Source organism: Roseibium sp. AWQ4_290 (assembly GCF_056160985.1).
The window spans coordinates 1-15,467 of sequence record NZ_JBSWYG010000016.1; the positions used below are offsets into that span (position 1 = coordinate 1).

Annotated in this window: 13 protein-coding genes; 8 read left to right on the forward strand and 5 right to left on the reverse strand. The window is 61.3% G+C overall.

Annotation, left to right across the window (positions count from 1 at the left end; genetic code table 11):
• Nucleotides 1-165 precede the first annotated feature (165 nt).
• A complete protein-coding gene (locus ACXAH0_RS16490) occupies nt 166-768 on the forward strand; it encodes a LysE family translocator (protein WP_475192971.1) in 603 nt (200 codons plus the stop codon).
• A gap of 327 nt (nt 769-1,095) precedes the next feature.
• Here ACXAH0_RS16490 and ACXAH0_RS16495 read toward each other — a convergent pair whose 3' ends face one another.
• The 3 genes from ACXAH0_RS16495 to ACXAH0_RS16505 all read right to left on the reverse strand — a co-directional run bounded on the left by ACXAH0_RS16495 (nt 1,096) and on the right by ACXAH0_RS16505 (nt 4,173).
• The gene (locus tag ACXAH0_RS16495; protein ID WP_475192975.1) at nt 1,096-2,634 is read right to left on the reverse strand and encodes a tripartite tricarboxylate transporter permease; all 1,539 of its coding nucleotides are present in this window, start codon (nt 2,632-2,634) and stop codon (nt 1,096-1,098) included.
• Between the two features lie 12 nt (nt 2,635-2,646).
• The gene (locus ACXAH0_RS16500; RefSeq protein WP_475175701.1) at nt 2,647-3,078 is read right to left on the reverse strand and encodes a tripartite tricarboxylate transporter TctB family protein; all 432 of its coding nucleotides are present in this window, start codon (nt 3,076-3,078) and stop codon (nt 2,647-2,649) included.
• Between the two features lie 105 nt (nt 3,079-3,183).
• Complete coding sequence (locus ACXAH0_RS16505; protein ID WP_475192979.1) at nt 3,184-4,173, reverse strand: Bug family tripartite tricarboxylate transporter substrate binding protein; 990 nt, start codon at nt 4,171-4,173, stop codon at nt 3,184-3,186.
• A gap of 218 nt (nt 4,174-4,391) precedes the next feature.
• Here ACXAH0_RS16505 and ACXAH0_RS16510 point away from each other — a divergent pair, with 218 nt between their 5' ends.
• Genes ACXAH0_RS16510 through ACXAH0_RS16520 form a run of 3 tightly spaced genes read left to right on the forward strand, consistent with a single transcriptional unit; the run spans nt 4,392 to nt 7,535 of the window.
• Nucleotides 4,392-5,063, forward strand: coding sequence for a response regulator (locus ACXAH0_RS16510; RefSeq protein WP_475175692.1), 672 nt, complete (start codon nt 4,392-4,394; stop codon nt 5,061-5,063).
• Nucleotides 5,050-6,468, forward strand: coding sequence for a sensor histidine kinase (locus ACXAH0_RS16515; RefSeq protein ID WP_475192984.1), 1,419 nt, complete (start codon nt 5,050-5,052; stop codon nt 6,466-6,468). Before ACXAH0_RS16510 ends, ACXAH0_RS16515 begins: the two co-directional genes overlap by 14 nt.
• Nucleotides 6,465-7,535 (forward strand): ABC transporter substrate-binding protein, encoded by a 1,071-nt coding sequence (locus ACXAH0_RS16520; protein WP_475192990.1) that lies wholly within the window; start codon nt 6,465-6,467, stop codon nt 7,533-7,535. The genes ACXAH0_RS16515 and ACXAH0_RS16520 overlap by 4 nt, the downstream gene beginning before the upstream one ends.
• Nucleotides 7,536-7,592: 57 nt before the next feature.
• On the opposite strand, the gene ACXAH0_RS16525 is transcribed toward ACXAH0_RS16520, so the two are convergent.
• The gene (locus ACXAH0_RS16525) at nt 7,593-9,719 is read right to left on the reverse strand and encodes a TonB-dependent hemoglobin/transferrin/lactoferrin family receptor (protein WP_475192996.1); all 2,127 of its coding nucleotides are present in this window, start codon (nt 9,717-9,719) and stop codon (nt 7,593-7,595) included.
• A gap of 252 nt (nt 9,720-9,971) precedes the next feature.
• Between ACXAH0_RS16525 and ACXAH0_RS16530 the strand changes: the two genes are divergently transcribed.
• The 4 genes from ACXAH0_RS16530 to ACXAH0_RS16545 are packed head-to-tail and all read left to right on the forward strand — an operon-like array spanning nt 9,972 to nt 14,015.
• Complete coding sequence (locus tag ACXAH0_RS16530) at nt 9,972-11,060, forward strand: hemin-degrading factor (protein ID WP_475193004.1); 1,089 nt, start codon at nt 9,972-9,974, stop codon at nt 11,058-11,060.
• Nucleotides 11,057-11,953, forward strand: a complete 897-nt coding sequence (locus tag ACXAH0_RS16535) for a heme/hemin ABC transporter substrate-binding protein (RefSeq protein ID WP_475193010.1) — start codon at nt 11,057-11,059, stop codon at nt 11,951-11,953. The genes ACXAH0_RS16530 and ACXAH0_RS16535 overlap by 4 nt, the downstream gene beginning before the upstream one ends.
• 8 nt (nt 11,954-11,961) lie before the next feature.
• On the forward strand, nt 11,962-13,095 hold the full coding sequence (locus tag ACXAH0_RS16540; RefSeq protein WP_475193013.1) for a FecCD family ABC transporter permease: 1,134 nt from the start codon (nt 11,962-11,964) through the stop codon (nt 13,093-13,095).
• Nucleotides 13,096-13,109: 14 nt separating this feature from the next.
• Nucleotides 13,110-14,015 carry a heme ABC transporter ATP-binding protein gene (locus tag ACXAH0_RS16545; RefSeq protein ID WP_475193020.1) on the forward strand — a complete coding sequence of 302 codons (906 nt, stop codon included), beginning with the start codon at nt 13,110-13,112 and terminating at the stop codon, nt 14,013-14,015.
• Here the strand turns inward: ACXAH0_RS16545 and ACXAH0_RS16550 are convergent.
• Nucleotides 13,997-15,466: a mannitol dehydrogenase family protein gene (locus tag ACXAH0_RS16550; protein WP_475193025.1), complete on the reverse strand. Its 1,470-nt coding sequence runs from the start codon at nt 15,464-15,466 to the stop codon at nt 13,997-13,999. The two genes, ACXAH0_RS16545 and ACXAH0_RS16550, sit on opposite strands and share 19 nt — an antisense overlap.
• Nucleotide 15,467 lies beyond the last annotated feature (1 nt).

Here is a 15,467-nt window from a genome sequence, read left to right on the forward strand (position 1 = left end):
CCGGACTGCTTCTGCGCGAAACTCCGCGCCGTGACGTGATGCCATGAACATTCTCCTTTGTGGCAAAATACCAAGTCAAAGGAGCGGTACAAATCCGGGACAGGTCCAGATGCAAGTGATCGCAGGCGACGCCACCAGCTGAACAATCAGACGGACACCAACCTCATGGACATCTCTCACCTTGTCACGTTCAATCTCGCGCTGCTCGTGGCAATCGTTAGTCCAGGCCCCGCTCTCCTGATTACAATGCAGAACTCTTTGTCCTCTGGAAAGTGGGCGGGCATTGCGACAGGGGCCGGCTTGGGGGTGGTGGGGGCTCTTTGGACCGCCATCGCCTTGCTTGGGATGGATGTGATTTTTGCAACCGCTCCATGGGCTTATCTGGTTATCAAAACCATCGGCGCTTCGTATTTACTCTATGTCGCCTATTGCATGTGGCGTGGCGCATGCACCACTGCTGTGGCTGATGTCAAACCCAAGTCCCATGCGTTCAGGCAGGGTATGGCAATCAATGCGCTCAATCCGAAGACGGTGTTGTTTGCCGCCGCCATTCTGGCGGCAATATTTCCCTCGAACCTGACCGTTTCCGAGAACCTCGCCATCATCGCCAACCATTTTATATTTGAGATAGCCTTTTATTCGGCATTGGCATCGGGAGTGAGCCGCAAAGCCGTGCGTGACGGTTACTTCGCCGCAAAGTTCTACATTGACCGTATCGGGGCAATTGCTTTGGGGGGGCTGGGCGCCAAATTGCTCCTCAGCAAGTAGCTCGCCGTACTCATTGCAGACGGACAAACAAGCCGCGGCATCGGTTGGAATGGGCTCGAAACGCTCCTACGCTGCGTACGACGCGAACCGCCGCTTTTGGGCCGAGAGCAATTCTCAGCCCGTGCGCTTCCATCTCAGCCCTTCACCGCGATCGCAATGGATTCCGCTGCCGGGATTGGCCCGCGACGCAGCCCCACCCGACAAAACGGCTCGGGACGGGTCTCACCAGCCGCCCGATTGGGCGCGTGCCATCCAACCGGCCCCCAACGCAAAAAACGCCCTCTCCATCCGGACAGGGCGTTTTCTGCGGTGCGGATGTGTGTGCCGTCAGTCGGTGGTCGAGCCTTCCTCGTCCTTGGCCATGCGCATGCGGGATTTCAGGACCCGGCCGAACAGGATCGGCAGCACGAAGCCGATAATGGCGAGGCTCCACAGGACCAGTGACAACGGGCTGTCGATCAGGGTCCACCAGTCACCATTGTCGATGGTGATCGCCCGGCGCAGGTTGTTTTCCATGGCATCGCCCAAAAGCGTTCCCAGAATGATCGGCACCAGGGGCACATCCAGCTTGCGCAGCACCCAGCCCATCACCCCGAAGCCGATCATGACCATCAAGTCGAAGGACGAGCCGGAAATGCCGTAGATCCCGACAAAGCTGACCATGGCCACGATGGGCATGAGGATGCGCGGCGGAATCAAAAGCACCCTTGTGAACAGGCCGATCATCGGAATGTTCATGGCCAGAAGCATGAAATTGGCGATGAACAGGGCGGCGATCAGCCCCCAGACCACATCCGGCTGCTGGGTGAAGAGCAGCGGGCCAGGGGTGATGTTGAGGGCGAGCAGGACCGCCAGAAGCACGGCGGTCGTGCCGGAGCCGGGAACCCCGAGGGCCAGCATGGGCACCAGAGCGCCGCCCGCAGCCGCATTGTTGCCCGCTTCAGGTGCGGCAACCCCGCGCGGATCGCCGGTGCCGAAGGTCTTGTCCTTGTCGACCAGCTTCTTTTCCATGGTGTAGGAAATGAACGAGCCAAGGGAAGCGCCCGCGCCTGGCAGAACCCCGGCGATGAAGCCAAGCACACTGGTGCGCAGCACGGTCGGGGTGCAGGATTTCAGCAGCTGAAAGCTGGGCATCAGCCGCCCGACCGAGACCTTGTGGGCGCTGGCATCCGCGTTGCCATGGCGGTGTTCCAGAAAGAGGAACACTTCGGAGAGGGCAAACAGGCCGACAATCGCGACCAGGAAGTCGATGCCGTCATAAAGATGGACTTCGCCAAAGGTGAAGCGGGGTACGCCGGTCTGGGTGTCGACGCCAACGGTGGCCAGCCCGATGCCGAGGGCGGCCGCAAAGGCGGTCTTGGCCTGGTTGGTGGAGGCAACCCCGCCAAGGGTGGCAAAGGCAAGGGTGAAGAGGGCGAAATATTCCGCCGGGCCGAACAGTAGCGCGATCTTGACCAGTTGCGGGGCCAGCAGGATCAGGCCCCAGGTGGCCAGAAAGGCGCCGACAAAGGAGGCAATTCCGGACAGCGACAGGGCCTCGCCAGCGCGCCCGTTGCGGGCCATGGGATAGCCGTCGAGACAGGTCATCATGGCCGGTTCGTCGCCGGGAATGTTCAGCAGGATGGAGGAGATCCGTCCGCCATACATGGCCCCGTAATAGACCGAGGTCAGCAGGATCAGAGAGGGGGTGGCGCCAAGCCCGAGGGTGAAGGCGAGCGGGATCAGGATGGCAACGCCGTTGGACGGGCCAAGACCCGGCAGGGCGCCCATCATGGTGCCGAGAAAACAGCCGAGCAGGGCCAGCAGCAGGTTCTGCCAGGTCAGGGCGATGACAAAGCCGTCGGCCAGGGAAGAGAGAGTGTCCATGAAAGCCTCCCGTCAGAAACCGAGGGGGCCCTTGGCCAATGACAGGCCGAGGGCAAGGTGGAAGACGGCATAGATGCCAATGGAGGTAAGGCTACCGGTAACAACCGAGGCCAGCGGGCCGGAGCCGAGGCGCCAGGTCAGGTAGGTCGCGGCAAGGGCGGTGGCAAAGACGAACCCGATCACCGGCAGCAGCTGGGCGTAGAGGATCATCACCACCACGGCGGCGGCCACTTCCACGAGGCGGCCGAGGCTGGGCCAGTCCGGCCCCGTGTCGGGCTTAAGAATGATAACGAGAGACGACAGTCCGAGAACTGCTGCGATGATGAGTGGGAAAGCCTTGGGACCGACCGCGTCGGACAGGAAGCTTTCTTGGATCAGGAGCGCGGCCCAGGCATATCCGAGTGCAAGGAGAAGCCCGACCACTCCGAAGATGCGGTCGCTCATGGATACCTTCCAGCGGCGGCGCGCCGGACGGGGCCGCCTATTCAGGAGCTGAGAAAAAGAAACGGGGGGCACGGCCGGTGCCCCCCGAGGCTGGAGATGGCAATTTTATTTGATGATGCCGATCTCTTTGGAGATGTCTTGGATCTGTTTCACGGATCCGGCGACGAATTGCTCGAATTCTTCGCCCTGCAGGTCGAGCGAGGCAAGACCATTGGCAGCCATCACGCCTTTCCACTCGTCGCTCTTATACAGATCGGAGATCTTGTTCACCCAGGAATTATAGGCGTCGTCGGACATTTTGCCGGGGGCGTAAAAGCCGCGCCAGTTGGCGCCGATGGCGTCGATGCCCTGTTCCTTGGCGGTCGGGAAGTCGGAAAATTCACCGGGAAGACGCTCCGGCGCAAGAACGGCAATCACCTTGATGTCGCCGCTGTCGACAAATCCTTTCGCTTCGGAAATGTCGCCGGTGAAAGCCTGGACCGACCCGGCGAGCAGCTGAGTCACAGCTTCGCCGCCACCATCAAAGGCGATGTATTTGACCGAGCGCACGTCCTTGATGCCATAGGCATTGGCGGCGATCAGGACCTTCAGATGATCCCAGCCGCCAACGGCAGAGCCGCCTGCCACAGACACGGAGGTCGGATCGGCCTTGATCTGGTCCAGAAGCTCGGGAAGCGTGTTGACCGGGCTATTGGCGGCAACTGCAATCACGCCATAGTCGGCGCCGATGGACGCCACCCAGCGGACCTGGTCCATGGTGTTGCCCGGAAACGCGCCTTGGGCGAGGCGGGTGGCTGTTGCGGATGATGCGGCAACGATCAGGTCGTTGTCACTGTCGCGCTTGTTCACCACTTCGGCAAAGGCGACCCCGCCGCCGCCGCCAGCCAGGTTCACCACCTGCATGGTCTTGCCGATCAGCTTGAGATCCTGGAGAGATTTGCCCACCTGGCGGCAGGTGAAGTCCCAGCCACCGCCCGGATTGGCCGGAGCGATACATTCCGGATTTTCCGGCTTGTAATCGGCAGCGGTGGCGCCGAAAGCGGACGCGCCAAGAAGGGCCGCCGCCAGAAGAAGGCGGGTGGATTTGAATGCCATGATGTGTTCCTCCACAAAGTCAGGCGTTTGATGCCTTTTTCAAATTCGCTGAACCGTCCGGGTGCAGGGCTTCTGGCATCAGCCTGAGGCAAGCCGGGCCGGTTGGCGAATATTTCAACAGCCTAGCGCCAAACCCTGTCACCAACCTGTCAAGCTTTGCCGCCGCGCTTGCATGGGGCGCTCAGGCGGGCAATGTTTGGGGCTGGGAGGAACCTTACGTGCGCCTTTTGCTCGTTGAAGACACATTTGACATGGCCGAGGCCATTATGATCCGCCTGGAGCGGAGCGGCATGGCCTGTGATCTGGCCAAGACGCTGGAAGAAGCGCGTGCCTGCCTGGAAGTGCAGCGCTATGACGTTCTGGTGCTGGATATCAATCTGTCGGACGGTTTGGGCACGGATCTTCTGAAGGAGCTGCGATCCCAGGGCGACCGGACGCCCGTTCTGATGCTGACGGCGGAGTTTTCCGTCGACGAGCGGGTGTCTTCGCTCAATTCCGGGGCCGATGACTATCTGGTCAAGCCGTTTGACCACCGGGAGCTGGAAGCCCGTCTCCGTGCGCTCTACCGGCGGGAACAGGGGGACAAGGCGGAGGAAGTCACGCTTGGCAATCTGAGTTTCAACGCTTCGGCCCGGGTGGTGCGGGCCGATGGCAGTCCGTTGACGCTCACCCGCCGGGAATTCGCGCTGCTGGAGCTTTTGATCCACAACCGCGGCAAGACCTTGAGCAAGGAACGCCTGTTTGAGGGGCTGTTCAGTTTCGAGGAGACGGATGTGGGCATGAATGCGCTGGAACTCTATGTCGCCCGGCTGCGCAAGAAGCTGGCCGGCTCGTCGGTACGGATCGAGACCCAGAGGGGCCTCGGCTACAAGCTCCATGTTGAGGCCTGATTTCCTGCGCGCTCTGGCGCCAAAATCCCTGACCGCCCGGGTGGCGCTCGGGGTTGCCTTCCTTTTGATCTTTGGGGGGATGCTTGTGGCGATTGCCGCCTTTGCCTATGGGCGCGAGGCGGCGCGGACCGCCTATGACAGGCTTCTGCTTGGTGCGGCCAATGACATTGCAGCCTCTATCACCGTGCAGAATGGCAAGCCAGAGCTGGAACTGCCCGTCTCCGCGTTTGATCTGCTGGGTTTTTCCAAGGATGACCGGATCGGCTACCGGGTCATCGGCACCGATGGCGCGACCCTGACCGGCTATGACGGCATTTCTCTGCCCGATGGCCGCAAGGCGGTTCAGAACGGGTTTTTTGATGGTGTGTTTTTCGGCGAAGCGGCGCGTTTTGCCGTTGTCTCGCGCCGCTTTGCCGAACGCAGACTGAATGGTACGGTGCAGGTGATCGTCGGCCAGACGCTGCTGGCGCGCGATGCCATGGCCTATGACATTACCCGAAAGGCGCTTTATGTGCTGGCGGCGTCCGGATTGGCCATGGCGCTGCTTGCGGGCCTTGTGGTCCGCTCCGTGCTGCAGCCTTTGGAAAAGATCACCAGACGCCTGACAGGCCGCGATCCCCATGACCTGACGCCCATGGACACGGATGTGCCCCGGGAAACGGCTGTCCTGATCAGTGCCCTTAACGGGTTCATGGCGCGGCTGGACCGGCAGATGATGTCCATGCGCCACCTGATTTCCGATACGGCCCACCAGCTGCGCACGCCGGTCGCTGCGCTGCGGGCGCAAGCGGGCCTGTTGGCCGAGGAAACGGATCCGGTGCGTAAGGAGAAGATCGCCGGGCGCCTGCAAACCCGGTCCGTCAGCCTCGGGCGTCTGCTGGACCAGATGCTGAGCCAGGCTCTTGTCATCCATCGCGGCGACAGCGCGCGCCGGGAAGAGGTGGATTTGCGGGACATTGCGCTGGATGTGACCGATCAGGACGACCATGGGGTTCTTTATCCGGAGATGGATGTGGGGCTGGAGATCGGCGAGGCCCCGGTTCTGGTGACGGCCGACGCACCATCCTTGGAAGAAGCTCTGAAAAACCTTTTGGCCAATGCGCTCAAACACGGGCGCTCCCCGGTGCGTGTGGGCGCAGGTCATGTGGAGGGACATGCCCAGCTCTGGGTGCAGGACGCGGGCCCGGGCCCGGCACCGGAGATCGTGTCCGGCCTCGGCAACCGCTTCAACCGGAAGGGACCGGCGCGCTCCTCGGGCTCCGGACTGGGGCTTGCCATCGCCCATGCGGCCGCTGATTCCTTTGGCGCGCATCTGGTCCTGGAGCCAGGGCGAGATGACGGGTTCCGTGCAGCTCTTGTTTTCGGTCAGTCTTCAGTACTGGCGCCGGAGCGGGGGCGCTCATGAGATGCCTCAAGGTCTTGCGGGCGGGTCTGGCCGGTCTGGGGCTGCTGCTGGCGGCAACGCTTGCGCAGGCCCAGGAAATGACGGCCCGGTTCGGGGAGCCCTCTGCCGCAACGGTGCTGCTGTTGCGTTCCACTACGGATCTTGCCGTCTTCGCTCCGGTCGTGGAGGCCTTCGTGCGCACCCGGCCGGGCACCGGATTGATCTATGAACAATGGGGCTCGAATGCGCTTTATGATCTGACCTTGAAGGAGTGCCGGGAGGGACAGAGCGGCGCGGATCTGGTGATCAGTTCCGGGGTCCACCAGATGGTCAAGCTGGTCAATGATGCCTGCGCGGCGTCCTACCGGTCGCGGGCAACGGAACGGCTGCCGGATGCGCTGCGCTGGCGCGATGAAATCTGGGGCATCACCCGTGAACCGGCGGTGATTGTCTACAACAAGGATCTGGTGCCGGAGGGGGACGTGCCGCAGTCGCGCTTTGATCTGCTTGATCTGTTGCGGCCCGTCTATACGCCCTATGCGGGCCGGGTTGCCACCTATGATATCGAGCGGTCGGGGCTTGGGTATCTGTTCGCCTTTTCCGATGCCCAGGAGGCGTCAACCTTTGGCGCGCTGCAGGAATCTTTCAGCCGCTCCGGCGCCGTCTCCACCTGCTGTTCGGCGGACATTATCCGCGGCGTTGCGGAAGGGCAGTATCTGATCGCCTATAATGTGCTCGGATCCTATGCGCAGGGCTATCAAAAGGAAGATAGCCGCATCGGCATTGTCCTGCCTTCCGACTATACGCTGGTGCTTTCGCGGGCGCTGATGATCCCCAAACAGGCGGCCCACAAAGGAACGGCGCAGGACTTTCTGGAGTTTCTGCTGTCGCCGCAAGGCACGATCGAACTGCGCAAGGCGCTGCTCATCAGTCCGATACTGGAAGCGGCGGAGGGCGGGGAGGGCGAGGCCATCAGCCTGACGGCGCTGCGTCCCATCGGCCTTGCACCGTCGCTGATGGTGGCACTGGACAAGATGACCCGAAACATGTTTCTGCGCCGCTGGCGCTCCACCTTTCCCGGGCCGTAAGCGTCAAAAGAAACCGCCGCCCGGAGAGGGCGGCGGCAGAGCGTTGCCAGGCGACTTTTACCAGCTGAACTGCTTTGCCATGGTCAGCTTGAAGGTGCGGCCCGGAGCCGGGTCGCCGGCCAGATTGTTCTGGTACTGCTTGTCGAAAATATTCTCGACGGAAGCTCTCAGCTCATAGCCGGACATCAGGCCTTCCTGGGGTGTCCAGTTCGCAAAGATGTCATGCACGCCGTAGCCGGGGAACGGCCCGTCCGTCGTTCCGGTTTTCATGCCTGCCGCAAAGAGGCCGCGCCAGCCGAACTCGACATTGTGGTCCGGCCAGCGGCCGCCGAGGGTCATTGCCAGTGTATCGGCTGGAATGGAGCTGAGTGTTTCGCCCGTCTCCTTGTCTTCACCACGGATCACGCTGTATGCGAGAGACGCAAAGACATAGTCGGCATCATAGGCTGCTTCCACCTCAACACCATAAATCTCCGCTTCATCGATATTGACGTAATAGACAACCGGTGTGCTCTGGCCGGTATTCGGGTTGGCTGCAATGAGATCGGTCAGATCATTGTAAAAGCCGGTGGTTTTGAGCTGGAAACTGTCATTGTTCGCCACAATGTCCATGAAGGAGAGGGAGAAGCCCGCTTCAACAGAGTTGGACTGTTCCTTTTCAAGATCAAGGCTTGCAAAGCGGCCGCCGGGATAGGTCCTGTTGGCGCCGGTGGAAAACAGTTCATCCAGGGTTGGTGCCCGCTCCGTGTGAGCGACAGATCCGAAGACAGCCAGATTGTCATTGATCTTGAAGAGCGCGGCCAGTTTGGGAGAGAATGCGACTTCGAACTGGTCTGAGGCGTCTTCAATCGAGCTGTCGGGCTGCAGGTTGATCAGGTCAACACGCGCACCAGGGGTGATGGTGAGGCGGTCGTTCCAGATGAACTCGTTCTGGGCAAAGATCCCGAGTTTCGTATCTGTTCCTTCCGGATGGAACCCAATGGACCCGCTTTCCGCGTTGGCGATTCGTTCCTGATAGGATAGCTGCGTTCCTAAGGTCAGGAAGTTCTCAAAACCAGTGCCGGAAAACGCGAACGTATTGTCGATTTTACCTTGCCAGGTCCGATAGCTGTAATCGGAATCTTCAAACAGAACCGAGGGTGTGGTTGAGGACGCGTCTTCCTGATCCACGGCCGTGTCAGAGAAGGACAGGGCAACGTTCAGATCCAGGAAAGGATTATCCGATGCCGGGTTGTCATAGCTGAACACAACTGTCTGATCAGTGATGTCACGGTCGATGGTTCCGAAGGCCGAGATCGTCCCGGTCTGCGAATATTGGGTGTCATCCAGATCGCTTTGCCAGCGTTGGTAGGACAGGCGGATGGATTGCTCTTCATTGTCACCAAAGTGATGGATCACCTTCGCCAGACCGGATGCGGATTCAAAGCCTGACCCCAGGATTGTCGAGCCGTCGCCAGTCTCGTAGTCCGATGCGCGCCGGAAGGTGCCGTTCAGCAGATATTCTGTCCGTTCGTTGATCCGCCCGGCAACAATGCCGGAGGACATGAAGCCGTCCTTGTTGGAATCGAACATGCCCTTGACCTTGACGGCCAATCTTTCACCGTCCTCAAGGAAGTCACTGGCGTCTTTGGTGGTGAAGTTGATCACGCCGCCAAGAGCGCCCGCCCCATAGAGCGTTGAAGAAGCGGATCCGCGCAGGATTTCAACCTGTTTGTAAAGTTCCGGATCGGAGAAAAACGACCCGACACGGTACTGTTCAAAGAACTTGTTTGCTCCGTCGACCGTCACGATGATTTTCGATTCATCGGAGGCGTTCAGATCCCCGATCCCGCGAATGTTGAAGGACTGGCCGCCGACACGGTTGCTGCCCGTCATGGTCACGCCGGGGACCTCCCGGAACAGGTCGCCGATTGTGACGGCTTGCTCGGAATCGATGGCTTCCTGATCCAGAACCGTCACGGCCTGGGGTGTGTCATAGGCCACCTTGTCGACACCGGCACCGACCACAATCAATTGCAGCTTTGTATTGGCCGTTTCCGCCGTCTCATCCACGGCGGTTTCCGGCGTTTCTGAAACCGGTATGTCTTCGCTCAGGTCCTGCGCGCTGGCAAGACCGGTATTAACAAGAACCCAAAGCGCTACACCGCTCGCTAGCCGCGAACGGTTCGATTTAATTCGCCCCATAAATTTCTCCAAGAATGCGGGTGGCCGCGTCCTTGCCCCGTCCCCTCAAACGGTGCTTAAAATGAGTTGTTAACTCAAGTATTGAATTTCATATGAAACATGAATATAGGAGTCAAGTATTAAGCGGTGCCTTTCTGGATCCTGTCCTAGATTGGAAGGGTTCAAAAAAGATGTTTCTTTTCAATCCTCTGTTGGGGGTTTTGGAACAGGTTCGCTTGTGAGTTCGGTCGAAGTCAACGAAGGCAAAAGTTCATGAATGCCGGTCACGGTTCTCCTGAAAACAAACCGAGTGCTGCCGAGATACGGGACGCACGCACCCGCAACCCGAAAGCGCGTGAGCGGGATCTTGCCCAGTCCCTGGGGATCTCTGAAGCGGAACTTGTGGCCGCCTTTACCGGCCACGGCGTCACGCGGATTGCGCCCCGGTTCGAGGTGCTGTTTCCCGGCCTCAAGGGGGTGGGCGAGGTCATGGCCCTGACCCGCAATGACAGCGCGGTGCATGAAAAGATTGGCGTCTTCGACAATTTTGTAAATGGCGAACGGGCCGCTCTGATGCTGGGGGACCAGATCGACACGCGCATGTTCCCGGCCAAATGGGTCCACGGCTTTGCGGTTGAAAAGACCGATGGCAAGGATATCCGCCGGTCGCTGCAGTTCTTTGATGCGCACGGGGATGCCGTGCAGAAGATCCATGCGCGCCCGGCAACGGATCTCGCCGCCTGGCGCAGCCTGATTGCCCGTTTGGCCCTCGACGACCAGAGCGCCGATGGCCTTCCGGACCTGGCGCCGGCCCTGCCGTTTTCCCGCAAACCGGTGGCCGACGGCGTTGCCGCGAAATTGCAGAGCCGGTGGCAGGGTCTGACCGACGTGCACCAGTTCCACGGGTTGTTGAAGGAGTTGGATCTTGACCGGCTCAGTGCTTTTGAACTGGCCGGAGAGCGCTGGGCCTGGCCGCTGGATCTGGGGGCTGTCTCCGCCATGCTGCGGCTTGCCGCGTCCGAACGCATTCCGATCATGTGTTTTATCGGCAACCGGGGCTGCATCCAGATCCATTCCGGCACGATTGAAAATGTCGTCAGCAAAGGCCCCTGGATCAATGTCATGGACCCGACTTTTCACATGCATCTGCGCACAGACCATATCAGCGATGTCTGGGTGGTGCGCAAACCGGCGGATGTGGGCCATGTGACCTCGCTGGAAGCCTATGACAGCATGGGCCAGCAGATCATCCAGTTCTTTGGCCTGCGCGGGGAGGGCAATGCGGAGCGGGCCGACTGGCGAGGCCTTGCCGAAAACCTTCCCAAACTTGACCGGGCCGTTGCCCTAGGAGCCGCAGAATGAACTTTTTCAACCGTCCCCAGATCCTGGGCCTCACTGCCGCCATCTCTTTGACCGCCGCAGCCGTGTTCTTCCCGGCAAGCTCGCTCTTTGCGGCCGATGTCTCTGGAGCCGAAGCCAAGCGGATCGTATCCGTTGGCGGCTCCGTGACCGAGATCGTCTTTGCCCTTGGCGAAGAGGACCGGCTGATTGCCCGGGATTCGACCAGTGTCTACCCGCGCGAGAGCTTCAATCTGCCCGATGTCGGCTATATGCGTGCGTTGTCACCGGAAGGGGTTCTGTCGGTCGAGCCGGACCTTGTGCTGCTTTTGAAAGGCAGCGGACCGGAAGAAACGCTGGATGTCCTGAAACAGACCGGACTGCCCATTGCCGATGTGCCTGAAACCTATACGGCCGAGGGGATTCTGGACAAGGTGCGCACGGTGGGCCATGTGCTTGGCGTTGACAGCAAGGCTGAAGCGCTTGCGGTCAAGCTGGGCCAGGATCTGAAGGCAGCGGAAGCGGCGGCGGCGGATCTGTCCTCCGGCAAGCGGGTGCTGTTCATCCTGTCGGTCCAGGGCGGGCGGATCATGGCCTCGGGCACGGGCACGGCGGCCGATGGCATCATCCGTCTGGCCGGGGCGGACAATGCCCTGACTGGCTTTTCCGGTTACAAGCCGCTCAGCGACGAAGCGCTATTAAGCGCAGCGCCGGATGTGATCCTGATGATGGACCGCAGCGGCAATCATGGCAGTTCGGCTGAAGACCTGTTCAGCCATCCTGCGCTGGCCCAGACCCCGGCCGGGCAGGCAAAACGGCTGATCAAGATGCCGGGCCAGTATCTGCTCGGCTTCGGTCCGCGCACCGCCGGTGCGATCCGGGAGCTGGCCGAAGAGCTGGCCAAGACAGAGGGCTGACCGGCACCATGAAGGACGTGGCCCCCGCCCTGCGGCAGACCCCGCCGCGCGGCTTTCCCGGCCTGAGGCTGGTCAGGAATGGCAACCGGGAAGGTCTGGCGCGGGCCGTCATCGCCGCACTGGTGGGCCTTGTGCTGGCCATGATGCTTGCCAGCCTTGCGATTGGTCCGATCCCGGTGAAGGTGTTTGACATCTTACCCCACGCCGCCGGTTATTTTTTGCCGCCACAATCCGGGGCCCCGGACGGGGTGTCCTTGCGCGACTGGATTGTCGTCATGGAAATCCGCCTGCCGCGTGTGGTGCTCGGGGCCCTGATCGGGGCCGCGCTGGCGGTCTCAGGTGCCGTTATGCAGGGGCTTTTCCGCAATCCGCTGGCCGATCCGGGCATTGTCGGGGTTTCCGCCGGGGCCAGTCTCGGCGCTGCGTCCTTCATCGTTCTGGGGGGATCGGTGCTGGCCCCGGTGGTGGCCGTTCTGGGACTGTTTGCCCTGCCGCTTGCCGCCTTTGCCGGTGGACTGGTGACCACACTTCTGCTCTACCGGATCGGCACGCGCGGCGGCATCACATCGGTGGCAACGGTGCTCCTGGCCGGGATTGCCCTTGGCGCGCTCGCCTTAGCAGCCACCGGCCTGCTGATTTATATGGCGGACGATCAGCAGCTGCGGGATCTGCAATTCTGGATGCTGGGCTCGCTGGCCGGATCAAACTGGCAAAAGGCGCTGTCCTGTGCCCCGGTCATCCTGATCATGCTGGCCTTTGTGCCATTTCTGGCGCGGGGCCTGAACGGGCTGACCCTGGGCGAGGCTGCCGCTGCCCATACCGGCATCCGGGTGCAGCGGCTGAAGAATCTCTGCATCCTGATGGTCGCCGGAGCCACGGGCGCGTCGGTGGCCGTCAGCGGGGGCATCGGCTTTGTCGGCATCGTTGTGCCCCATCTTCTTCGCCTGACCATCGGACCTGATCACCGCTATCTGCTGCCCGCATCCGCCCTTTTGGGGGCGTGCCTGTTGCTGGCCGCCGACACGCTCAGCCGGACGGCCGTGGCCCCGGCGGAATTGCCCATCGGCATCATCACGGCGTTTGCCGGGTCTCCGGTCTTCCTCTGGATCCTGCTGCGCAAGCGTGGTCTGACCGGGCTTTAGGAGAGACAGGAAAGATGACGGTGGCACAGGTGGCAGATCAATCCGGCGGATCCGCACATGATGAGGTGCGATGCCTGAGTGTGAACCAGCTTTCGGTCACCATTGGCAAGGCACAGATCGTGTCCAGCCTGAGCTTTGAGGCCCGGGCCGGTGAGCTTCTGGCAATCATCGGCCCGAGCGGGTCCGGCAAGACCACCTTGCTGAAGGCGGTCACCGGAGAATTGCCTTATCGCGGTCAGGCCGTGCTGGCGGGGGCGGACATTTGCGGCCTGACGCCGGAAGCCCAGGCAGACCGGCGGGGCGTCTTGCCTCAGATCAGCCAGATCGCCTTTGCCCTGACGGTTGCCGAAGTGGTTTCGCTTGGCCTGAGCGGGCTGCGGCTGGACCGGCCGGGCAAGGCCCGGCGCATTGGCGAGGCGCTTGAGAAGGTCGGTCTTGGCGGGTTCGAGGCGCGCAGCTATCAGGATCTGTCCGGCGGCGAACAGCAGCGTGTCCAGCTGGCCCGGGTTCTGTGCCAGGTCTGGGAGCCGGTGCCGGATGTTGGGCCGCCGCGCTGGCTGTTTCTGGATGAGCCTGTCTCCAGCCTCGACATCAAACATCAGTATCAGATCATGGCGCTGGCTCGGGACTATGCCGTGCGGGGCGGTGGGGTGGTCGCGGTCATGCATGACCTCAACCTGACAGCCGCCTTTGCCGACAAGATCCTGGTGATGCAAAAGGGCCAGCGGCTGGCCTTCGGCGCACGGGACGAAGTGATGCAAGCGGATCTTTTAAGCCGTGCCTATGATTTCCCGCTGGCGCTCGTGCCGTGTCACGAAACCGGACGCCCGGTTGTCGTGCCAAGGCACCAGGGTGAGGGGCACAGGAGAGGACAGGCCCGGCTCACTGACACAGGGCAGGCCTATCCGCCGTCAGCGTAATCCATCAGGGTTTTGCCGACGCCGTGTGTTTTCAGTTTGCTGACAGCTGCCTGAAAGGCCTCCAGATAGGCCGGGTGGGTCCCGAGTGCACCAAACAGGGCGGGCATCTCGGCGTCATTTCCACCCGTAAAGACCTCGCGGGCCCAGTTGTTCAAAAGGCCGGCCTTTTCGTCTTCCAGCACCAGATCCCGCCCGGCCTCGTCATGGCCGAGGCAATAGCGGCACCACAGGGCGGTTTCCAGTGCCAGACCGGTGACTGGCAGGCCTTGATCCAGCCGGTCCTGAAGTGTTGGCAGAATGAATTTCGGTTGCCGGTTGGAGCCGTCGAGGCACAGCCGGGGGATTGTGTCCCCAACGGCCGCATTGGAAAACCGCCCGGTGATGGTGCTGAGGTAATCCTTGAAGCTGACGCCTGGAATGGCTGGGACCGTTGGCAGGATTTCCTCCGTTTCCAGTCTGGTGAGATAGGCCGCAATGCGCGGGTCCGCCATGGCGTCATGAACAAAATGGTGTCCCAGAAGCGCGCCGGGATAGGCAATGGCCGCGTGGCCACCATTGAGTATGCGCAGCTTCATCAGCTCATAGGGGGCGACATCCTCCACGAATTCCACGCCGACTTTCTCAAGTGCAGGACGCCCTTGCGGGAAGGTGTCTTCAAGCACCCATTGGCGGAAGGGTTCGCAGACCACCGGGGCGGCATCGGTGAGGGCAAACAGATCGCGCACCAGGGTGCGTTCCCGGTCCCCCGTCGCAGGGGTGATGCAGTCGACCATTCCGTTTGGGAAGGCAACATTGTCTGAAATCCAGCTGGCCAGCTCGTTTGAAATTGCCTGGGCATAGCCGGTCACGGCCTGCCGGGCGACATGGCCGTTTTCCGGGAGATTGTCGCAGGACATGACGGTGAAAGGGGCAAGGCCTTTCTGGCGCCTGTGGTCAAGGGCGGCTGCCAGAACGCCGAATACGGTCTCCGGTTGATCCGGTTGGCTCAGGTCTTTCACAATCGCCGGATCTTTGATGTCAAACCCGCCATTGTCCGGATCGACAAAATAGCCGCCCTCCGTGATGGTGAGCGAGACGATGCGGATATCCGGCGCGCACAACCTGTCAATGAGAGCTGCAGGCTCGGCTGCAACAAAGTCGATCATCGAGCCGCAGATCTGCGCGCTCAAGGCGGCCGGATCGAGCTCGACCACCGTTGTCAGCCAGTCCTGGCCTTGAAGGCGGGTTCTCATTGTGGCGTCGGACGGCATGAGACCGGCGCCGACAATGGCCCAGTCGAGATCTTCTCCCAACGCGAACAGCCGGTTCAGATAGATTGCCTGATGGGCGCGGTGGAAATTGCCGACACCGATATGCACGATGCCGGGGCTCAGGCGGCTGCGGTCATAGGGCAGCGTGACCACGGTGTCAGGCAGCTGATCAAGGGTGCTTGCGGTCAAGGTGATGGTCATG